Source organism: Bacillus sp. FSL L8-0528, from assembly GCF_038593085.1.
Taxonomy (GTDB): Bacteria; Bacillota; Bacilli; order Bacillales; family Bacillaceae; genus Bacillus; species Bacillus paralicheniformis.
In genome coordinates this window covers 283,853-303,452 of record NZ_CP151961.1, presented here as the reverse complement: position 1 = coordinate 303,452, position 19,600 = coordinate 283,853, and the positions used below count along the sequence as shown (strand labels likewise).

Genomic DNA, 19,600 nt, shown 5'->3' with positions numbered 1-19,600 from the left:
TCAAACCGCCTCCCGTTTTATCGATTTGCGATCAACGGCAGGGGAAAAAGACCGCCTGGTCAGATGCGCCAAAATAGCAAATAACAGAACAGATAGAACAACAGCCGGAGGAACGACTGCCCAACTTGTTAAAGGATCGCCATTTTCAAGAGGCACACCGTTTGGATGGATGCCAATTGTCGGGCACATGACCCTGATCGGCCAGCTCCACGGATTCAGCCACCAAAAAGGGCTTGATGCCGACATGATGCCCAACACGATACTGCCCAGCATATTGAACAAAACGGCAGATATAAACCCGTACTTTCGCGCTATCCATAAACAGATAGGGATCTCCCACAGTGTCGTGAGCCAAAGCAGCAGATTCGCGGCAATGACTGTCAAATGAATGCTCGAAAATTGAGGAATGACAAACTGCATCACAACCATAAACCCTAAAAACACAGCTTGAGAGGCTAAAGAATAGAGCGCAATGACGCTTATTTTTGCAGACCAGATCATATGTAAATGTACGGGAGAAGAAAAAATGCCGTTATAATTCGACGCTTTCTGTTCTTTCTGATGTGATAATGCACAAAGCAATGCGATCATAACCGGCATCAAGATGACAGACCACCAATTATACGTACCTGCTACAAAGAATCCCGGATTCATTAAAAAGGCGAAGCAAATATTAATCAAAGGCACAATGAAGATCATCTTTCTCGAAAATGTTCTTTTAAACTTCAGGTTTTCCGCTTTTGCATAATATCCGATCATTGTTCTCCGCCTTCTTTCCCCCGCGTTGATTTGACAACATCCATAAAAAGCCGCTCGAGATCGTCCCCCTTATTGATTTCCCCCTGATATCCGAGGTACCCTCCGCTGATAATCCCGATATGGTCTGCGATCTGCTCGACTTCCGACAAAATGTGGCTTGATAAGATGACCGTCATCCCTTGCTTGGGAAATGACCTGATAAGTTCCCTCAAATCTTGTATACCGATCGGGTCAAGACCGTTCGTAGGCTCATCAAGTATAAGTAATTTAGGGCGATTTAAAAGAGCGATGGCGATTCCCAGCCTCTGCCTCATCCCCATAGAAAACTGCCCCGCCTTTTTCTTTCCGGCATGATCCATATCAACGGTTTTAAGCACCTCTGTTATTCTCGCATCCGGAAGACCCAATAATGTGGCATGAACCTTGGCATTTTCGTAGGCTGTTAAATTATCATACAGAGGCGGAGATTCTATTAAAGAACCGATGTCTTTTAATACAGACCTTTTCCATTTCCGCCCCTCAAACAAAATGTCCCCGGCCGTCGGGTTTAAGATTCCGGTTAAAAGTTTTAAAGTCGTTGATTTTCCTGCTCCATTCGGTCCAAGCAGGCCGTAAATACTGTTCTTTTTAACTGACAGTGAGACGTCTGAGACCGCTTGCGACCTTCCAAACTTTTTTTGAAGATGCCTTGTTTCCAATAGAATTGTACTCATCTTAATCTCTCCTTGTTTGATCTGATCGGTACCGCTATCTTAAAATACCTTTCTCAAGATTTAATCAGAATCAAACGCAAAAAACCTTCCGGTTCCCCGGAAGGTTTAGCAGCTGTATGAGCTTTTTTAAGAAGGCATAAGCTCAAGATGACGGTCAAGTTCGTCCTGCAGGACGGCTTCAATATCTTTAAAACGATTCGATACAGTCGACGCGCTGACACCGTATTTTTTTGCAAGCTTCGCCTGGGATATCGATTTTTCCGATTTGGAGATCGAATTGATAAAATACTCCAAAGCAGCTGCAAAGGCTTCTGTTTTTTTGATGACCGGCGCTTTTTTGGCACAATACGATTTCCAAAGGCCGACCGCCCAGGAGACAAATGGTTCAGAATGTCCTTCGTCAAGCATACCTTTCTCAAAGACAAGCGCTGTTTCTTTTTCCATCTCATTGGCCCATTCGATGTCTTCCGACCCTTGTTCAGACGGTACACTCTCTTCCTGCCGGCAAAGCTGCATTAACACATGATGAAAATCCTCTCTCATCAGCTGTTCTTTTGTCCCGCCTTCTTCTGTGAAACGGCTTAAAGCCTCGTTTAACCTGTCTTTGAGAGCATCGGCCATTTTTGCAGGATAGATGGTGAATTGTAAGAAGAACTCGGTATGGCTTCCGATCTTGATCGGAAAGCCGAGCACGTACTCGCCTACAAAAGGCCCTTCCCGCTTCACATTCATCCTTATGGTGAGCTCTTCATTTGTTACAGCATCCTCAAAGCGAATACCGCCATCTGTTATATGTTTCACACGCAGCAGCGCAGGAGACAGGTCCTTCCACGATTGAACAGCTTCCTTAGTCTGCGATCTGAGAATCGAAGAACCCTTTTTCTGTAAAAAATCTTCAAAAATCGTCAATCCTCCGGCTGCCAACGGCCGGGAAAATACTCCCCACACGCCTAGATTAAAAACACATATCTTTTGTGCAGACTGATCCAAGTCTGACAGAAAAGAATACTGATTAAGAAATTGATCGATTGTGTCTTTATGTTCCGTAAAAGCGAATTCCATGACGTCTTTCTGGATTTGTTTCAATTCCTGCACCGCGACAGCCGGAAACGCTCCCTCCGCTTTGCCGCAGCATTTTTTATATTTCAGCCCGCTGCCGCAGGGGCAAGGCATATTTCTCTTTACTTTTCCCACGTTTAAACCTCCGTATCTTATACTACAACTTATTTATTTTATCAAAACTTTCCGGAGGGGGAAATCCGATAATGAAAATCAGTATGATTTAGCTGAAGAGTAAAATTTTATAAGATTGATTTAAAAGTAGAAAAAAAGACTATAAAATGGTCGGATTACACTTTTCATCCGCGTTGATATTCGGAGACCGATCTCCTGAGGTCGCTGCAGCAGCACTGCTGGTATCCGCTCTTTTGATGCCGCTGACAAAGCTCCGGGGCACAATTGGAAAAAGACTTTTTAGAATTCGGATTGTTTCTGATGATACAGGCCGACGGATGAAGCTTTGGCAGGCTTTCGTGCGTTGCATCGTCTCATGGGTGCATATCGCTTTCGGTCTGCTGTATTTAACCGTTGTTTTTTCAGGAACAAGTCGTCCACGATTTTGCGGCTAAAACATATGTCATGAAAACGGCCGACACGAAAGGTCGTGAAAAAGGGATATGAACCCCTTTTTCTATTTCCGGTATTCCAACAGACTGATGGTCAGGAGCACAAGGAAGCACCCCAGCCACTGAATGGATGTTAAACGTTCGTTTAAAAACAAAACACCTCCGAAGATGGTGAGAACGGGGCCGATCATAGAAATGACGGCTCCCCGCTCCGCTCCTATCCGCTTCATGCCTTCCAGCATGAATAAAAAAGGAATGACCGTCGTCACCGCCGCAATGATCGAAAAAAAAACATACATTGCGGGAGGATAAGAAAGCAGGATTCCCGGCTGTTTTCCCGTTGCGCAAAACAGCGAATAACCGGCCATCGCAAGACTTGCCGCCGACATTCCATAGGCATTCATCCGGATCCCGCCGATTTGACGGACAAGGCTTCCCGCCACAACAAGATAAACCGCATAGGCGGCAGCGGACAATAAGATCAAAAAAGCTCCTGACAGGTTCGCTTCAAATGCTTGCACATCCCATCCGCCGACAGCCAAGAACAGCCCGGCATTCACAAGCAAGATGGCGGCAAACGTTTTACCCGAGATCATTTTTTTATTTACAAAGGCCGTTAGCATCAATACGAACATGGGATAGCTCATCACAATCATCCGTTCAACGATTGCCGAAACATCATGAAGGCCGATAAAATCAAGCAATGGCGACAGAAAAAAACAAAGCAATCCGGCCGCATAAGCTTTAAAAATCTCCGCTTTTTCTGGTTTAGCCGGAAGCTTTGAACGATACACAATAAAAATCAGCCAAAACAGCGGCGCCGCAAATAATTGCCGGTACAACAGCACCGCTTCCGGCCATGCACCTTGTTCATAAGCCCATTTGACAAAAATTGATTTTGAAGCAAAACACATCGTTCCAAAGACCATAAAAACAACCCCGACCGCTTTTCCAACGCCGCCTTGAAGATGGCCGCTCTGCTCAGCTGAACTCTTCTCTGCTCGACTCAACTCTAAACACCTGTCCTTTTTATTCGTTGATATGTTTTTTTATAAAATGGAGCAATGTGCTGCCCTGCGCCGTCAAAATCACACCTTTTCCCGAACATTTTGGACAAGGTTCCGGCTCTTCTCTTCCGCTTCCATTGCAGTTTGGACATGTCGTTTCCAAATCGTCCGTTGCAATCACCATTTACCATCACACCTCCGTTTCCGTTTAACATGATGCGGCCAATCCGGCCAGCCTTCCTCCATGGCCATCACCTCCTTAAAAATAGAAAAAACCCCCGTCACAAAAAGGACGAGGGTCTCGCGGTACCACCTTTATTAATCGCATCAACGATTCGCTTGGAACATACGGAAAGGGAACAGTCAGCCCTTTCGATACGCTTCTCTTGATAACGGAGAGAACATCCCGGCTCCGCCTACTGTCGTTTCAGCGAAGCGATTCAGAAGCCCATTCGGCATCAGAAGGGCATCGGTTCACACCAGCCACCGACTCTCTTAAACCCATGCTCTGACACGTACTTGCTCTTCCTCAATATCGTTTAACCGTACATGATTTGTAAAAAATATATTACTCTGAAAATTAACGGGTGTCAATCAGCGTCAAATTCTTGTTTTTTTACGAACCTTTAATATACACAAGATCAACAGGCACAAAACAAAGAGATTAAATGCTGCTATCCAATAAAAATATCCTGGAACGCCTATGATGAGAAGTGGAAGTCCCGAGAGAAATACACCTGCAAATGCAGCATACAATACTTTTAGTAAGCCATTATATTTTTCTGCTTCAGATTCGCGGTCTGTATAAATCGCATTTGTTTGAACTTGACTGGGGTCAGCCGCAAAGTAATGCCAATTTAAAAACTGTGTCACATGCTTCCAGCCTGCATCCTCGTATATATGAATATATTCTTCCTGATCCAGGTTTGATGTTGTCTTATAGTCGAGCCGATATACTGTATTGCTCGGTTTTGTCTTTTCAAATATATAGATAAATAAAAAGAATGACTTTAACATCCATCCTTGTTTTGCCATTTCATTCAGCCAGTTCTCTTCCTTCCGGTCTTGCCAAGCAAGAAAAAAACGAAATTTACGCTTTCTTTTTTTACTCATGACTTGTATCTCCCTCTTTTTCAAAAATAGATTGACTGATCGTCACTAATTTGGACAGACGTTTAAATTCGAGTTCAATAACCTGCCATCCTTCATTCGTTAAAATATACTGCTTTCTCCGATTATCGCCAGTTTCGCCTTCCTTTCTAATCACCCCCTGCTTTTCGAGTTTGCTTAATGCACCATAAAGAGTGCCAGGCCCTAGTTTGACCTCTCCCTCGCTCATGCTCTCAACCCTTTGCATTATGCCGTAGCCATGTAATGGTTGAGTTAATGACAATAATATGTAATATGTCGCCTGCGTAAGCGGTAGATAGCTTTCCGCCGTTTTTTTCTTCACTTTTCGCACCTCATTATTAAGTATGGCGTTTTTCATTTATATATCTCATGAGCAGTACAACACCTATTAGATTGAATATGATGCTGCCGCCAAGAACTAGCCCCCACAATATACCGTTTATCCCTGATAAAATCGCTAGATTTAATAAAAGAATTCCGCTCAAAACAAATAAAATCCCGGTAAGGTATGTATTCAAACCATTCGCCTCCTTATTTTATATCGTATGGCGATATATCGACTAACGATATAATAGCATATTAGACGATTCGACACAAATCAATCACAGCAATTAGCCTGCAAATCAAATGATCTATTCTAAAAAATTGCAGATGATAACTGAACATCTTTGACACAGATCCGAAGCAATCAGGAACGAGGTTGTTTCGAATGTTGTCAAGATGCACCACCCCCTTTCCAATGGGGATAAGCAAGAACTCCCTCAAGTGAGCGCGGGCTATTGTGCAAAAGAGGGGAAACCTAAAAAAACCGCCTAAAAGGTCATTTCACAACCTTATCAGGCGGTTTCCAGCGATTATTCCTTATTCCTGTCAGCAAACACCGTCATGGCGTCGCACATGAACTTCGCCAAGCCGGCGCCGTATTGATCGATGTTTTTCGTAAAGCGCTCGTCAGCGACATACATTTGTCCCAGACCTTTGAAAGCTTCAAGCGAATAGCTGTGGCCGGTGTTATTGTTCAGAAAGTCGTACCAATCCTTTATAGCCGCCTGCGCTTCTTCTGAGTCAGGGGCGCCTTCTCTGAGGGCGGCGATTTTTCTGTAAATGGCATCATATTGCTGTTCCATTTTTTTTCGTTCATCTTCGGACATTGATTCGATAAAGGTCTTCGATTTATCGACGGCTTCATCGCCCCAGCGTTCCCGTGCTTCTTCCTCATACGGGTTTTGACTGAAATCAAATCCCGCGAACTTTTCCTCGTTTGTCATGTTGATTTCTCCTTTCGCGAATTGGATCGTTTTATCGATTGTCGCAATCATTTGGTCAAGCCGGCTTCTTTTCTCCAGCAGCGCTTTGCGATGGAGCTGAAGCGCCTCATTCCTGTCAAATGAAGGGTTCTCAAGAATGCTTTTAATCTTTTTTAAAGGGAAGTCAAGCTCTCTGAAAAACAGGATTTGCTGCAGCTTTTCCAGATCGTCATCTGAATACAGCCGATATCCGGCTTCGGTTGTCTCCGATGGAGCTAATAATCCGATTTCATCATAATGATGCAGTGTGCGCACACTGATGCCGACTAAGTCGGCCACTTCCTTTACTTTCATTTTCATTAATCTGACCTCCCTTCGATATTGACTATAAAGTATCCCGCAACGTAAGGGTCAATGCGAAATTCTAAATTTTTTTGCGCAATTTTTTATACAAACAAAAAACCCGGCAAAATCGCTTTGCCAGGTCTTTTAAGAATTGTTCAGCAAGACTTCTTTTAGAAACGGATCATCCAGCCACTCGTTCAGCTGGCCCGCGGAGAATCCTTTTGATACATTGAGATCGATGAGCGTTCCGCCGGCATAGCCGAAAGAAGCCGATCTGTCCGCAATGGTGTCCGGCCCTTTCGCCAGAACATTCTTCAGCTTCTTCAGCATGTTTTGAAAGCTCTTCTCCAAGTCGCTTTTCGGGTCTTTGGCAGATTCAATCACTCTGATGAGCCTCTCATTTCCGCCTTCAAGCTCTCCTTTTTCATCCAAACTGACATCAGCCAAAGACAGACCGGCAATCGTTTTCAAAAACTCATTCACATGCCATTTTTCATAAGCTTCTTTATCCAACGGCGTTCCATTTTGTTCACCGATCAGTTCCGCATGGCTCAACAGACGCGCGCCAAACCGTTTATCACTGTCATTTAAAACGGTTTCGATCCGGGTTCTTTTTTGTTCGTCTTCGATGCCTTCAACTGTAATCCGGTTATGTCCGTCAACATGCAATGTCAGATGCTCACTCTCGGAAAGAGAAATTCCGCTCTCGCGCAGCGTCTCATCGATCTGGCTGTTCAAACGCTGCCTGTCCACATAAAGATTATAGATCTCAAATTGAACGCCGTTCATTTGTGATCGTAATGACGGTGCATTTTTTTGAGCCGCTTCAGCCTGTTTGCTGATGGAGAGGGTGTCTGTTTGACTGGCGGCCATCCTCTTGGAGCCTTTGGTCTTGGCCGGCATCTCTGCGGCGGCAGGCTTCATCAGCTGCTCGGAATAAAGCGAAAGTTTTACCCTGTCTCTAATATTCATGGGAGCTCCTTTCATGCCAATTACATTCTATTACTTTTTATATCGGCCGGAATTTGGATCTGTTTACCAGCCGTGTGTTGAATCGTATTGATAATTGATCTTCAACTGCGGCGATCTCCATGTTGAACTGCTCCAAGCGAGCGAATAGTATCTCACATTCCATGTCGTTTTGACCGGAAGCGCAAGTTCAGGCTTTAGATCCGGAAACAGTGTGCCGCCGGAAACTGATGTGTGCCAAACGCCTTCATCCTTGTTCAGAACTTCCCTGTAAGTGTGTCCAAGGCTCGGAGAAATGGTTCCCTCGGCGGAAACGCTTTTCACAGTCGCTCCTTCGGGAATGGCCGAGACATTGGCAAGATTGACGGCGGCAACCGGAGAAACGACTCCCTGTCCCGGGCTTGAGATGGCTGATGGAGACAAATTCGCCGTATAAGCACCGCTCTTCATTCTGTCGATAAATTCAAGTCTGTAAAATCCCCAACCGTCATATGAACCGTCTTTAGACATAACGACCGCAATGTATCGGCCTGTCTCCGGAACATCCAAGCGGATGATTTCATTTTGGTTTCCCGTTCTTTCAGAAGATCCTACTGCAGGATAGCCGTAAGCATCTTTAAATAAGTAAAGGTCATAATCTGTATTTGCCGGGATGTTCTTTAGGTGAATGGCAAGCTGTTCTCCCTTTGTCGCGTAAAATTTATAATAATCTTTATCGCTTTCGCTGTGAATCGTCGCCGAAATCGTCTTGTATTTCCACAACCCTAAATCATAAGCCTCAGCGAAAGAATTGTTGGGTTCATACTCATCTTCGTAAACATTTGCCGAAGCCGAAAATGCTGGAACCGCCATCAAAAACACACTGAACACGAACAGAAACAAACTTTTTTTCATTTGTCCTTGCCTCCCGTTTATTCATCACCATAAAGGAACTCCCTTCCTAATATCGGTAATAAAACTGGAAGTTTAATGATATTTAATCAAATTATAGAATTTTTAACAGGTTTAATCATCCGCCGGCTCTGCCACACTGCCCACAAAAAGGATCATTCCGGATGTTTCATCAACAATCGCAAAATAAAACGGGCGGTCTGCAGTCATCGTCACTTCAGGGACGGGAGCTGATTCGATGATTTCAACCGCTGTTGCCGCGGATGCTTCGGTACCCGCTTCATCCACTTTGATAAATGTTTTATGTCTGACTTTATCAATTTGAGCGGCACCATGTCCGGAAAACATATTTGAAAAATCCGCGCTGCTAAACACGGTTTTCATTCCAAGCCGTTTAAGCGGTTCATTTAACATATAGTCTGTTTGAAATGAAAAGCGCGGCAGCTTGAGCTCAACCTGTTTCACCGTCCAGTCCTTTTGCAGGGTGCGCCATTGATCATACGTCATGCCAGCCATAAGCTGTTCAAGATTTGCCGCTTTTTTCGGCAGAAAAACAGCTAATGACAGACCTTCGTCTTGAAAGGGAAGCTTGACGGCTTGAAAATGTTTGTTTTCCAGATAAGGAAAGCGGTTTGTCTGCGTCATCATGGGGTGTTTTTTTGCGGAGCCGTCCGCTGAATAAAATGGCTGTTCCGCTGTCATGTGAGGATCAAATGGATGCTTCCAGCTTTCTTTAAAATAGACGGCATTGATGATGTAGGCAATCGTATTCGACGAGACTTTGTCAACGATCTGATCGATGCGGTCTTTCGTTTTCTTTTTGACCCAGCCGTTGATTTCTTCTGCTGCCCGATTTGGATCATCATGAAGCTGATAGGCGTCGCCAAGGCCTTTGATCGCGTCTTGAAAGCTTTCTTTCAGCTCCCTTTTGGACCATATCGAATTGGCCGACGAAAATTCGCCGTGAGGCAGCGTTTCTAGCGAACGGTTCACAGATTGTGACATCCTGTTGATCGATGCCATATCTGTCTGGTTGAGGTTTAAAGTGCCGAGCAGCTCCTTTCTGCTGTCTCCCGCGGCACCGTTTGCCGTCATTACAAGCGCCTGGTGAATACTGTAAGGCGAGAGGAAGATGTTTTTCCGGCTCCCTTCCTCTTTTATCATGTCTTGAAACAATGCAAGCGCAAACCGCTGTTCAGCTTCAGATAACGAGGCGTCCGTTTTTTGCGCGGATCTGACGGGCGGGGGATCGGCCTCCTTGTGCACTCCGCATCCGGTCAGCAATAAAAGACCGGTCCATATCACCATCGCACTCCATTTCGATTTCAATTGTCAACACCTCCTACTGTTGTAGTGGGTTTAGCATTGGAAAACGTTACAAAAAACGGCAGCCGGTGCAAGAAATCCGCAAAAAAAAGCTTATCCACTGCTGAATAAGCTTTCTGTTACTGCGCTCACTGTCCTTTGACAGCCAGTTCGCGCAGATCCTTTTTGACGATTTTGCCGAGCCTGTTTTTCGGAAGGCTGTCGGTAAAGACGATCTCAGGAATTTTATAGTCGGACAGGCGCTCTTTGCAATACGCGATAATGTCCTCCTTCTTGAGGCCGGAGCTTTCGTTTTTCACTACATACGCCCTCGGAACTTCCCCGTACATTTCATCCGGGACGCCGATGACGGCCGATTCAACGACTCCGGGCACTTGATCGATGATTTCCTCCACCTGGTCAGGATAAATGTTGTCGCCTCCGTAGACAATGACGTCTTTATACCGGCCGGTAATATATAAAAATCCGTCTTCATCAAGTTTGCCGGAGTCCCCCATATAAAACCAGCCGTCTTTCAGCACCTTTTGCGTGGCGGAAGGATTTTGGTAATACCCTTCAAAAACATACGGGCTTTTGACGACGACTTCTCCGACTTCGCCTCTTGGCAGCTCTTCATGTGTATCAGGGTCTTCGATTTTTATGCTGACTTGCGGAATCGGCTTGCCGGCTGAATTGACTTTATCCCAGCCCATGTCAGGCCGCCATACGCTGACCGTCCATGCTTCTGTGCTGCCATACCCCTGCACCATCAGGATTCCCATGTCATTGTACTCCTTAATCAGCCGCGCCGGCACCTTGGTGCCGCCGGAGACAAGCATTTTCACTGATGACAGGTCGAATGGATGTCTTTTCATTTCCTCCAGCATGTAAGTGTAGACGGAAGGAAACGCCATCATCATATGAATGCGTTTCTTCTCGATCTCCTGCAGGATTTCAAACGGTTCGGGATCCCATAAGAAATGAAGGCCAATTCCTTCAAAAGCCGCCTGAAAAACATGGTTGAGCGAGCTCATATGATAAAGCGGATGGCTCGCTAAAAAGCGCGTGCCTTTCAGCTGTTTCGATTTCACGTTCACCTCTGTCAAGTATGCGGCCAGACTGCCGTGGTTGACCATGCAGCCTTTCGGATTTCCGGTCGTGCCCGAGGTGAACAGCATTAAAGCCAAATCATGCTCAGTCACCTGGTCGGCCTCCACCTCCAGCGGCCTGTTTTTAAATAAGCTCTCAAACTGTTCAGTCGTGTTCATTCCCGCACCCGCTTCAATCATCAGGCAGAACTGAAGCTGTTCGCGGAGCGGCGTTAGTATATCGGCAAATTCCAAGTCATAAAACATCACCTTCGGCCGGCAGTTGTTCAAGATTCCTTTTAATTCATACGATGTCAGCTGCCAGCTTAACGGCACGACTGTCGCCCCGATTTTAAGAGACGCCAGCAAAATGACGGGAAAATGATGATTATTTTTACATAAAACCGCGATGTGGTCTCCTTTTTGAACACCCTCCTCCAGCAGATAATGAGCCAGCTGGTTCACCCGTTGATGATACGCTTTGAACGTAAACGTTCGATCTCCTCCGGACAATGCTTCCAACCCATCTGACGTTTCCATATGATGATTGATTAATTGCTGAAGTGTACTCAAAATTTTCATCTCCAAATTTTCATTGTTTCTCACAAAACCTGGTGAGATTATGTGACGCACAAATTCATTCTAAAACAAAATATATCCATTGTAAAACTATTTCATAATAGAATTATTATCTTTATGAATTGATAATAAAAGAAATTAAATGGCTCATGTTAAAATTCATAAAATCGTTTTTTGCGGAGCATTCGCTTATGATAAAATAGACCTATGTTTGTTTGGTCAGCATGAAATGGCTGATCTACTACACGATGTCGGAAATGAGGAAACCTTCATGAATCACCATCGGATTGAAGCGAATCTATTGGATCATGCTTTCACGAAATATTTGCGGTCTTCAAAGAAATTGGACGAAGAAACGATTCCGAAAAGTATCACGAGCGGCAAAGGGTTTATTTTGCGTATCATTTACAGACACGGAACATGTACGATAAAGGAAATTTTACAGGAGGTCGCCCTGTCTCCATCAGCAACGACAACAGCTCTGAACCATTTGGAGAAAGAGGGCCTTGTGATCAGATCGAGAAATAACGATGACCGGCGCACCGTCTGGATCGAACTGTCGCAAGAAGGAACGAGGATCGCCGCACAAATGGTGGAAAACCGCCAGGCTTTGATCGACAAGCTCTTCGGCAAGTTGTCAGAAGAAGAAAAAAAGGTTTTTTTTGCTATGATTGAAAAAATTATGATGTGAAAACGGGCCGTCGATCGAAATCGACAGCCCTTTTTTTATTGTCTGACCCCAAGCGCGTCCAGCGCCATCTTCAAGTGCTCTTCTTGCTTTGTCTGCAGGGCGAACATGCCGATTTCAATGCCATAGGCGGCCTGCAATTCTGTAATATGCTCTTTCATCCGCGGCCAGACCCGGCCCCCTTCTTTTTCATAATAAGAGATGAGCCGGGCGGTTTCGGCTTCTCCTAAAATCGTCTCGTATAAAAGAAAGTCTTTTGCCGGGTCGGCGATTTTTGCTTCCGTCCAATCCAACAGCCCAGTTATGCTCTGATGCTGGTCAATCAAAATATGCGGGGGATGCAAGTCGCCGTGGATAAACGCAGTATGTGCAGGCCAATACGAGTCGTCGGACAGCCACTTTTGCCATCTTTCCCAGAGCTCGCCGCTGACCCCGAGCTCTCTTTTGATCTGTTCCATCTGCTCTGCTTTTGACCGCCTGACGCCATCCGGATTCATCACATGCATGCCCGCTTCTTCTGCGGCTTTATGATCGATGCTATGCAATAGCGCGAGCGTTTTCGCCAATGACTTGACAAAGGCTTCAGCCGGGGGCTCATGATCCATGTTCCATACGTAATTCTTCATCTCCATGTCAATGACTGCGGCAGGAACCCCCGGAAGCTCCGGATATGCGATCAGTTCGGGAGTATGAATGCGCCAATCCGGCACAGCGGCGGGAAGATGGTTTTGCAGCAGCTTCAGCACTTTCCCTTCATACACTGCTCTTTCAATCACATCGTCGCGCCGCGGTTTTCTCAACACCCATCTCTTACCTGCTTCATCTTCGGCAAAGACGACTTGAAAATCCATGCCGGACTCGTTGATTTCCGCATGCTTTCGTTTCAGCCGAAGGCCGTGTTTTTCCGCAAGTTTTAATGTATGTTCAATTTGCTCATTTACTGTTGTCATATACGATTTTCCCCTTTACTGAAGGTTTTTAATAAAAAAAAGCACAGGTCGTCTGCCTGCGCTGGAAAGTAAACGGAAAAAAGATATGACAAATAAACTGAAGGCAAGCTTCAGATCAGCTATTTTTAAAGGCAAAAAAAGAGGCGCTGGAATCCGCGCCTCTCCCTCTGTTATTGCATAAGGGTCCCCTAAAAACAGGCAGACTGATCCCGATTACCCTGCACACAGGCAGAGACTTTGTTCACGATTTAGTTAGCGAGGACAAAGTTCAATCGGAATCTGATGTATGCCATTTGGGAAATCCCTCCGTTCATCAAAGTTAGCCTAATTTTAACAGGTTTTGGAATGAACTGCAACGCAAACTTCAATATTTCAGAAAATGATCCTGATAAAGGAAATTTGCTTATCGAAGCAGAAAAAAGGGGCGCGTTCCTGCCTTTTAAATTAATGATTCACACCCGTTCGGCGCTTTAATTCTCTTAGCCATGCCGTATCCCCGGTTCCATAGCTTTTCTTTTGCCCTGTATCCCGCAAAGATCCGTTGCTGTAGTCAATAGATAAGATAAAATCCGGAATAGAATCATAGCCGGCTTCTGCAAGTCTGTTCAGCTCTGCTCCATAATGAGCGATTGCGAAATGAGCCGTTTTCTTTTGGACAGGGTCCTTCTCCAGTTCTTCTTTATACACATCTAACAAATCACGGCCGTCAGGTGTTACATAGCGGCCATCAACCACTTCCAAGTCCTTCAGGTGATAGCCTGTCACCTCATATATCTCGCGAACCGTCTGATATTTTTGCTGTGCTTCTTTGGAATATTGGACTGAATCGCTGCTCAAGCTTTTCATGATATGCAGAAATAACTGTTTGCTGTTTTCTCCTGATTGCAATATATGTTCAAGTTGATGGATGAGCTGCTCATCATCTGTTCCGCTCACCTTTACTTGATAATCAACCGGTGTAATCGTAAAGGTGAGCGCCGTATCCGCAGGAATGGCAATATGATATTGATCCAGCAGCGCTTGAAGCTGTTTGTTGACTTGGCTGCGCTGATATATTTTCTCATTCTCCGCCTCTACTTCCCCATTAAAAGTAACATTTCGAAACGCGGCATCCTGCATATTATAGTTTTGCGCTTTTCCTTTGAACAGCCACTCAGTTTCATTGTCATATGCAGCTTGTCTTTCTGCTGCCGACAGGTCATTTCTGAAATAAGGGGAATTGGAATTTTTGTATTTATCCTTAATATAGCCTAAAGGGTCAGGTTTCGTTTTGTTCATTGCATTTATTTTGCTGTATTTTTCATCTAAGATTTTTTTCCTGATATCACTTTCTGACTCATAGGGGTTTTGGGCATTGATCTTCGTTTCTGCCACAGTTCGATCATTTGCTGCTTCGTATGCCCGCCTGAAAGCTTCGGCATGATTCACAATACTGTCCTTTGAGTAGTTCAGCTTACTCAAACTTTCCTTCGATGGTCTTCCTGCTTGACTGCCGGCCTTCTTCGCAAGGGCAGTGATATCAGAAGAGACATTTTTTACAGTTGTATCAGCCGCATTCCTTTTCAACATATTCTGAATCATCAGCTGTGTACGGATGTATTGACTATTGAGACGCATTGGGCACCTCTCCTCAATTCTTTCTATAATCCCTATATCGGCTTAATTATGTTTATATTGACCTTATTAAACAGTAATTTACATAGCAGCCTCATAATTTGGATGAAAAATCAAAAGGCATCCGAAAAAACGGATGCCATTCCTTATTTCTAATCTTCCCTGTCACTTTTATTCCGTATCCGCTCAATCACCTCATGCAGTCCCTCAGGTTTATAAAATTCCACCGGAGAACTGCCCTTTTCAAAGGAAATCGTCTCGGCTTCAATGAGCGCTACATAGCGGCCGTTTACTTTGGCAAGATGAATTGAATCTCCAAATTCGGCCAGCAGTCCTTTAATCTCGGTTTCTCCCAGCTTCATTTTCAGCTCTGCCTCAGGCATGTGCTCAACGATCTGGGCGGATGCTTCGATGACTTGATGGGTGTCGAGGCGTTCCTGAATCTCCCGCTTTTCGCTCGCTTCCCAGATTTCGAGGTCGTGTTCAAACTGCTGGAGTTCTTCGCTTTTGTCTTCAAATGCTTCGTATACATGCTCCTGAACCATGTTCATCACTTGGGACTTCATGATTTCCGGCATCGACTCGCCGTACTCGACGAATTTTAAGAAGTCTTCAAAGTAGCGGGCGTGCGAGGCCTGGTGGATTTTCACTTCACTTTCCTCTGTCATGCCCTCTTCAGGCATGTACGGATACTGAATCGATTTCATGTTTTTCGTCGTGATCGCCATTTCGACCTTGCGGATCAACGATGATTCATCGGCGATCGAAGCGACCTTCGGTTCAAAGTCGCACTTCATGACAAAGACAAATGTATCATCGAAGTATTTGCGCGGTACGGCTGTCGCCACTAAAAAAACGCCTCCCCTGACGGCGCTCGTGTCGAGGTATGTGCGGACGAACTGTTCGCTCAGTTCATTGAATTCTTCCTTTGTCTCCGCAAGTTTTGTTTTGTGAAACAGATTGTAGTTCGGATTAGAATCAAGCTCATGCCCCGGCTCTGTGATGAAGCGGCCGATTTTCGTCGGCACCTGCTCTGATTTCGGATGGCGTTCGGCTTTCCGCTTGACGATTTTTTTCAATTCCCCGTCTAAGAAATCCTTCAGTTCGCTGGTTTCAAATTCCTCTGTATCCAGCGTCTGAAAATGTTTATATTGCTTGTTGGCCTGCTCATCCTTGCCGTCGACCTGAATGACATAAAAAGAAATATAGCGAATTTCAAATTCCATGACATGTTCACCCGTTTTCCTTGTTGTTTCAGTTCTTCAAGTATAGGTAAATGCCTGGAATCCGTCAATTTGCACCTTTACGATATACTTAGTCAATTATAATACATCTTCCCGGTCAATTTTTCGGATCGACCAAAACGCAATAACAATCCCGATTACAGCCAATGAAACAGGAATATAAATAATAGAAGCAATTGAAAATCCAGGACTTTGCTGACCGATCAGCGCAATCAAAATGCAGGATGTCACAATAGTGGCAGGAACTGATTGTTTGCGCATCCCAAAGTATAGTGGAATAAAACTCAACCCTGTCGAAGAAGCAGCGTAAATGAGCATACTGCCAATCTCATTTCCAATGGCTTGCAGCGTCAGTTTTTCCGGGCTGAATTGATAGATATCATTGAGCTGCGAGAAAATAAACGCAAGAATCAGTTCGGACACGATCATTGTCAAAAAGGTCAATCCGCCGGTGAGCAGCAGTTTTGCGGCAATCAGTTTTTTTCGGCTGACCGGATATGTAAACATGACCGTGATGGTTCTGTTTTTATACTCCCCGATGATCAGTTTGGCAATCAGCACGCCTGCAAAGACAATAAACACAGACCTCACAAAAGTTCCGAGAAGCTGCAGCGTGGATCCCGCGTCAGCCATCGCCATTTGGCCTTGAGTAAGATTTTTTTCCTCCGACCCGATCAGGCATAAAAAACCGAGTATACATAGATTTGCAATTACTGCACCTTTGTAATACCACCCTAGTTTTGTTTTTTTAAACTCCAATTTAATTAAATTCAGCATTGAACTTCAACTCCGTTAAAATACATCTATTTTTTCGATCCGCCTTACTGCCAAAAAGGAAAAAAACAGACCGACAGCGGCCAGAGATAAAGGAATATAAACAATTGAAGAAATAGAAAAGCCCGGGCTTGTGGAACTGATCAGCATGCTGATCACGACAGACGAAATGATCGTTGCCGCAGCTGAGTGCTTCCGCATTCCGAAAAAGATGGGCACTAAACTCGTTCCTGCGGCGCCAAAAGCAAAAACGATCATTTTCAGAGCCTGCTGAGAAACCATAGAAGCTGTTAATTCGCCGGGGATGACCCCATAGATTGAATTCAGCAGAAAAAAACCAGCTGCAACGCATGCATTTGATAACAATATCGTGATGAAAGTCAGCCCGCCTGCGATCAGCAGTTTAGCAGCCAGCAGTTTTTTTCGGTTGATCGGGTACGTAAACATCACAAGTATTGTCTTGTTTTTAAACTCTGAAATCACTAATTTTGAAATCAGCACGGCTCCGAAAATGATAAAAACCGCTCTGACGAAAGTGCCGATCACAAGAAATGTTTCATCAATCGTTTGGAACGTATCCTTGCCTTCTGTGAAGGTCACCATCCACAGAAAACCGAGAATAATGAAGTTGGCAAAGACGGCTCCGCGTACATACCAGCCAAGCTTCATCTTTCTCATTTCGATTCTCATTAAATTCAGCAAGTTTCTCCGCCTCCTTATGCGCTGGCCGCATTGCCGTTGATTAAGCTGAGGAAGTAGTCCTCAAGCGAAGTATGCTTTTTATTCATGGACTCAATTTCTATATCATTCAAAATCAAAGCTTTAGAAATGGCTGTTTGAGAAGGTTCGGCATCATAAATTCGGATCGTTTTATCATTTAGTATTTTAAAATTAGCAATCTGAAGCTCATGTTCAAGCACAAAGCAAGCCCGCAATTGATTCGGAGTCACGAGTTCAATGTACTCTGTGTTCCGGCCTCTTACGCTTTCCATCGATACTTCTTCAACAAGCCTGCCGTCCCGAATCACTCCGATTGTATCTGTAATCTGCTCTACTTCGTTCAGGATATGGCTTGAGATGAGCAATGTCATTCCATACTCTTTGCTCAATACTTGAAATAAGTTTCTGATTTCTTTAATTCCGATAGGATCAAGGCCATTAATCGGTTCATCTAAGATGAGCAAGTCAGGTTTGGTGAGAATGGCACGCGCGATTCCAAGACGCTGCTTCATACCAAGCGAGAATGTTTTGACAGGTTTGCTGTCGATATTTTTTAAATTCACCATGTCCAGCACTTCCTGAATCTTGGCTTTATTGTGATATCCCATATACTCACAGTGCAGATTTAAATTTTCATTGGCTGTCAGATTTTCATAAAAAATCGGGTATTCGATCATGCTGCCTATTTTGCCGAGAATCTCGTATGATTGATTTGTCAGCTTATGCCCGAGAATATTGATTTCCCCGCTTGTCGGTTTTACGAGGCTCGTCAGCATCTTCATGACGGTCGTTTTCCCGGCTCCATTCGGGCCGAGAAAACCGTATATTTCTCCCTTTCGTATATGCATGCTTACATTTGACACAACTTCTTGACCTTTGAATGTCTTGGTAAGCCCGCTTGTTTGTACGATGTAAGTCAATTCTGTTTTCCCCTTTCCTTTCTCTGCTATGTGTCTATTGTAGCGATGGACGCTGTCTTTTTTATTTCTTGTTTCTTAAGAAATCCTTACGTTTACTAATAGGTCATTCGTTTTAACGTGATGGAAAACGCCGTCCGTTCATACGGCTTGCTTTGGAGAGAGATGTCCCCTCCCATTTTCTCAATGAGCCTTTTTGTAATTGTTAAGCCGAGCCCGCTTCCCTGGAACGCTTTATTTCTCGATTCCTCAAGGGTATACAGCCTTTCGAACACCCGCTGCTGATCATACTCGCCAATCCCTTTCCCACGGTCCCATACCGTAATGACAATCCGCGTGTCATCATATGTAAGGGACAATCCGATCAGCTTTCCATCTGCACCATATTGAATCGCGTTTGATAAAAGGTTTTGCAGAACCCGGTCAAGCGCTTCTTCATTTCCATGTGCATAAACCGGGGTATCCGGGATGTCGATGACAGCTTTAAAACCTTTTGCCTGAACAGCATCATAGTGTTGGAGAATATTTCTTCTGCATATTTCGTTGATATGTATTTTAGTGAGCAGTATTTGCTTATCTTCTGACTCAAGTTTGGCCAAGTCGAAGAAAGAATTCATCAGCTGAATGATTTCGCCTGTTTTTTGATAAAGCTTTTCCAGCAGCCTTTCACGCTCTTCTTCCGCCATGTCCGAGTCATTTTGAATCGCCTCGATATATCCGAGCACAACAGTCAGCGGGGTTTTCAGATCATGAGACATATTGGTCAGCATTCGTTTCATTGACTGCTCCGTTTTTGCAAAACGGGCTGTTATGCGCTGACGCTCCTCAACAAACAGGTTCATTTGCACGAGCAGATCCCGCAGTACTTTATCATCCGTTCCTAATAAAATTTGATCAGCCGCCTGCTCATTTAGCATCACACTGAGCTTTTCCGTAATGTACTTCAAGTTTTGGTCCCGCTGTTTTTTCATTTTATATTGAACGATATTGAGAGACGCCAAAATCATCAGCATGCCAATCCATAACATTGTCAT

At 44.6% G+C, this 19,600-nt stretch carries 22 protein-coding genes and 1 other annotated feature; of the genes, 2 read left to right on the top strand and 20 right to left on the bottom strand.

Annotation, left to right across the window (positions count from 1 at the left end; genetic code table 11):
- The 3 genes from MHI30_RS01650 to MHI30_RS01640 form a co-directional block, all read right to left on the bottom strand.
- Window positions 1-759 carry a lantibiotic immunity ABC transporter MutE/EpiE family permease subunit gene (locus MHI30_RS01650; RefSeq protein WP_075753709.1) on the bottom strand — a complete coding sequence of 253 codons (759 nt, stop codon included), beginning with the start codon at window positions 757-759 and terminating at the stop codon, window positions 1-3.
- Complete coding sequence (locus tag MHI30_RS01645) at window positions 756-1,472, bottom strand: lantibiotic protection ABC transporter ATP-binding protein (RefSeq protein WP_075753707.1); 717 nt, start codon at window positions 1,470-1,472, stop codon at window positions 756-758. The genes MHI30_RS01650 and MHI30_RS01645 overlap by 4 nt, the downstream gene beginning before the upstream one ends.
- Before the next feature lie 126 nt (window positions 1,473-1,598).
- On the bottom strand, window positions 1,599-2,666 hold the full coding sequence (locus tag MHI30_RS01640; protein ID WP_075753705.1) for an SEC-C metal-binding domain-containing protein: 1,068 nt from the start codon (window positions 2,664-2,666) through the stop codon (window positions 1,599-1,601).
- Between the two features lie 146 nt (window positions 2,667-2,812).
- Between MHI30_RS01640 and MHI30_RS01635 the strand changes: the two genes are divergently transcribed.
- Window positions 2,813-3,100 (top strand): RDD family protein, encoded by a 288-nt coding sequence (locus tag MHI30_RS01635; RefSeq protein ID WP_305954533.1) that lies wholly within the window; start codon window positions 2,813-2,815, stop codon window positions 3,098-3,100.
- A 62-nt stretch (window positions 3,101-3,162) separates the two neighbouring features.
- On the opposite strand, the gene MHI30_RS01630 is transcribed toward MHI30_RS01635, so the two are convergent.
- From MHI30_RS01630 to MHI30_RS01585, 10 genes are all read right to left on the bottom strand, one after another.
- Window positions 3,163-4,107, bottom strand: coding sequence for a DMT family transporter (locus tag MHI30_RS01630; RefSeq protein ID WP_075753703.1), 945 nt, complete (start codon window positions 4,105-4,107; stop codon window positions 3,163-3,165).
- A 19-nt stretch (window positions 4,108-4,126) separates the two neighbouring features.
- A complete protein-coding gene (locus tag MHI30_RS01625) occupies window positions 4,127-4,288 on the bottom strand; it encodes a tryptophan RNA-binding attenuator protein inhibitory protein (protein ID WP_043926115.1) in 162 nt (53 codons plus the stop codon).
- 101 nt (window positions 4,289-4,389) lie between these two features.
- Window positions 4,390-4,646 (bottom strand) — a binding site (T-box leader).
- 58 nt (window positions 4,647-4,704) lie between these two features.
- Complete coding sequence (locus MHI30_RS01620) at window positions 4,705-5,217, bottom strand: DUF2812 domain-containing protein (protein ID WP_075753701.1); 513 nt, start codon at window positions 5,215-5,217, stop codon at window positions 4,705-4,707.
- Entirely contained in the window at window positions 5,210-5,593 is a 384-nt protein-coding gene (locus tag MHI30_RS01615; protein WP_075753699.1) for a helix-turn-helix transcriptional regulator, read from the bottom strand. Before MHI30_RS01615 ends, MHI30_RS01620 begins: the two co-directional genes overlap by 8 nt.
- Window positions 5,574-5,753, bottom strand: a complete 180-nt coding sequence (locus MHI30_RS01610; protein ID WP_075753697.1) for a hypothetical protein — start codon at window positions 5,751-5,753, stop codon at window positions 5,574-5,576. The genes MHI30_RS01615 and MHI30_RS01610 overlap by 20 nt, the downstream gene beginning before the upstream one ends.
- A gap of 336 nt (window positions 5,754-6,089) precedes the next feature.
- Window positions 6,090-6,842 (bottom strand): MerR family transcriptional regulator, encoded by a 753-nt coding sequence (locus tag MHI30_RS01605; protein ID WP_075753695.1) that lies wholly within the window; start codon window positions 6,840-6,842, stop codon window positions 6,090-6,092.
- Window positions 6,843-6,971: 129 nt separating this feature from the next.
- Complete coding sequence (locus MHI30_RS01600) at window positions 6,972-7,799, bottom strand: DUF4885 family protein (RefSeq protein WP_075753693.1); 828 nt, start codon at window positions 7,797-7,799, stop codon at window positions 6,972-6,974.
- Window positions 7,800-7,862: 63 nt separating this feature from the next.
- Complete coding sequence (locus MHI30_RS01595) at window positions 7,863-8,690, bottom strand: PPC domain-containing protein (RefSeq protein WP_075753691.1); 828 nt, start codon at window positions 8,688-8,690, stop codon at window positions 7,863-7,865.
- Between the two features lie 111 nt (window positions 8,691-8,801).
- On the bottom strand, window positions 8,802-10,016 hold the full coding sequence (locus MHI30_RS01590) for a serpin family protein (RefSeq protein ID WP_075753689.1): 1,215 nt from the start codon (window positions 10,014-10,016) through the stop codon (window positions 8,802-8,804).
- A gap of 125 nt (window positions 10,017-10,141) precedes the next feature.
- The gene (locus MHI30_RS01585) at window positions 10,142-11,653 is read right to left on the bottom strand and encodes a class I adenylate-forming enzyme family protein (protein ID WP_075753687.1); all 1,512 of its coding nucleotides are present in this window, start codon (window positions 11,651-11,653) and stop codon (window positions 10,142-10,144) included.
- 277 nt (window positions 11,654-11,930) lie between these two features.
- Between MHI30_RS01585 and MHI30_RS01580 the strand changes: the two genes are divergently transcribed.
- Window positions 11,931-12,350 (top strand): MarR family transcriptional regulator, encoded by a 420-nt coding sequence (locus MHI30_RS01580; protein WP_075754035.1) that lies wholly within the window; start codon window positions 11,931-11,933, stop codon window positions 12,348-12,350.
- 35 nt (window positions 12,351-12,385) lie between these two features.
- Here the strand turns inward: MHI30_RS01580 and MHI30_RS01575 are convergent, their stop codons facing one another.
- The 7 genes from MHI30_RS01575 to MHI30_RS01545 all read right to left on the bottom strand — a co-directional run bounded on the left by MHI30_RS01575 (window position 12,386) and on the right by MHI30_RS01545 (window position 19,600).
- Window positions 12,386-13,297 (bottom strand): macrolide 2'-phosphotransferase, encoded by a 912-nt coding sequence (locus tag MHI30_RS01575; protein WP_075753685.1) that lies wholly within the window; start codon window positions 13,295-13,297, stop codon window positions 12,386-12,388.
- A 444-nt stretch (window positions 13,298-13,741) separates the two neighbouring features.
- Window positions 13,742-14,914 (bottom strand): DUF4885 domain-containing protein, encoded by a 1,173-nt coding sequence (locus MHI30_RS01570; protein ID WP_075753683.1) that lies wholly within the window; start codon window positions 14,912-14,914, stop codon window positions 13,742-13,744.
- A 149-nt stretch (window positions 14,915-15,063) separates the two neighbouring features.
- Window positions 15,064-16,137, bottom strand: a complete 1,074-nt coding sequence (locus MHI30_RS01565) for a DUF3900 domain-containing protein (RefSeq protein ID WP_075753681.1) — start codon at window positions 16,135-16,137, stop codon at window positions 15,064-15,066.
- Between the two features lie 96 nt (window positions 16,138-16,233).
- Complete coding sequence (locus MHI30_RS01560; protein ID WP_075753679.1) at window positions 16,234-16,932, bottom strand: ABC transporter permease; 699 nt, start codon at window positions 16,930-16,932, stop codon at window positions 16,234-16,236.
- A 15-nt stretch (window positions 16,933-16,947) separates the two neighbouring features.
- The gene (locus tag MHI30_RS01555) at window positions 16,948-17,628 is read right to left on the bottom strand and encodes an ABC transporter permease (protein ID WP_142238627.1); all 681 of its coding nucleotides are present in this window, start codon (window positions 17,626-17,628) and stop codon (window positions 16,948-16,950) included.
- Window positions 17,629-17,645: 17 nt separating this feature from the next.
- A complete protein-coding gene (locus MHI30_RS01550; protein WP_075753675.1) occupies window positions 17,646-18,569 on the bottom strand; it encodes an ABC transporter ATP-binding protein in 924 nt (307 codons plus the stop codon).
- A gap of 95 nt (window positions 18,570-18,664) precedes the next feature.
- Window positions 18,665-19,600, bottom strand: a complete 936-nt coding sequence (locus MHI30_RS01545) for a HAMP domain-containing histidine kinase (protein ID WP_075753673.1) — start codon at window positions 19,598-19,600, stop codon at window positions 18,665-18,667.

Excerpts from the sequence above, each read along its gene's own strand:
- MHI30_RS01615 (WP_075753699.1), bottom strand. The coding sequence starts at position 5,593 with ATGAAAAACGCCATACTTAATAATGAGGTGCGAAAAGTGAAGAAAAAA.
- MHI30_RS01565 (WP_075753681.1), bottom strand. The coding sequence starts at position 16,137 with ATGGAATTTGAAATTCGCTATATTTCTTTTTATGTCATTCAGGTCGAC.
- MHI30_RS01575 (WP_075753685.1), bottom strand. The coding sequence starts at position 13,297 with ATGACAACAGTAAATGAGCAAATTGAACATACATTAAAACTTGCGGAA.
- MHI30_RS01635 (WP_305954533.1), top strand. The coding sequence starts at position 2,813 with ATGGTCGGATTACACTTTTCATCCGCGTTGATATTCGGAGACCGATCT.
- MHI30_RS01580 (WP_075754035.1), top strand. The coding sequence starts at position 11,931 with ATGAATCACCATCGGATTGAAGCGAATCTATTGGATCATGCTTTCACG.
- MHI30_RS01545 (WP_075753673.1), bottom strand. The coding sequence starts at position 19,600 with ATGACAATGTTATGGATTGGCATGCTGATGATTTTGGCGTCTCTCAAT.
- MHI30_RS01625 (WP_043926115.1), bottom strand. The coding sequence starts at position 4,288 with ATGGTGATTGCAACGGACGATTTGGAAACGACATGTCCAAACTGCAAT.
- MHI30_RS01620 (WP_075753701.1), bottom strand. The coding sequence starts at position 5,217 with ATGAGTAAAAAAAGAAAGCGTAAATTTCGTTTTTTTCTTGCTTGGCAA.
- MHI30_RS01560 (WP_075753679.1), bottom strand. The coding sequence starts at position 16,932 with ATGCTGAATTTAATTAAATTGGAGTTTAAAAAAACAAAACTAGGGTGG.
- MHI30_RS01605 (WP_075753695.1), bottom strand. The coding sequence starts at position 6,842 with ATGAAAATGAAAGTAAAGGAAGTGGCCGACTTAGTCGGCATCAGTGTG.
- MHI30_RS01595 (WP_075753691.1), bottom strand. The coding sequence starts at position 8,690 with ATGAAAAAAAGTTTGTTTCTGTTCGTGTTCAGTGTGTTTTTGATGGCG.
- MHI30_RS01600 (WP_075753693.1), bottom strand. The coding sequence starts at position 7,799 with ATGAATATTAGAGACAGGGTAAAACTTTCGCTTTATTCCGAGCAGCTG.
- MHI30_RS01650 (WP_075753709.1), bottom strand. The coding sequence starts at position 759 with ATGATCGGATATTATGCAAAAGCGGAAAACCTGAAGTTTAAAAGAACA.
- MHI30_RS01570 (WP_075753683.1), bottom strand. The coding sequence starts at position 14,914 with ATGCGTCTCAATAGTCAATACATCCGTACACAGCTGATGATTCAGAAT.
- MHI30_RS01645 (WP_075753707.1), bottom strand. The coding sequence starts at position 1,472 with ATGAGTACAATTCTATTGGAAACAAGGCATCTTCAAAAAAAGTTTGGA.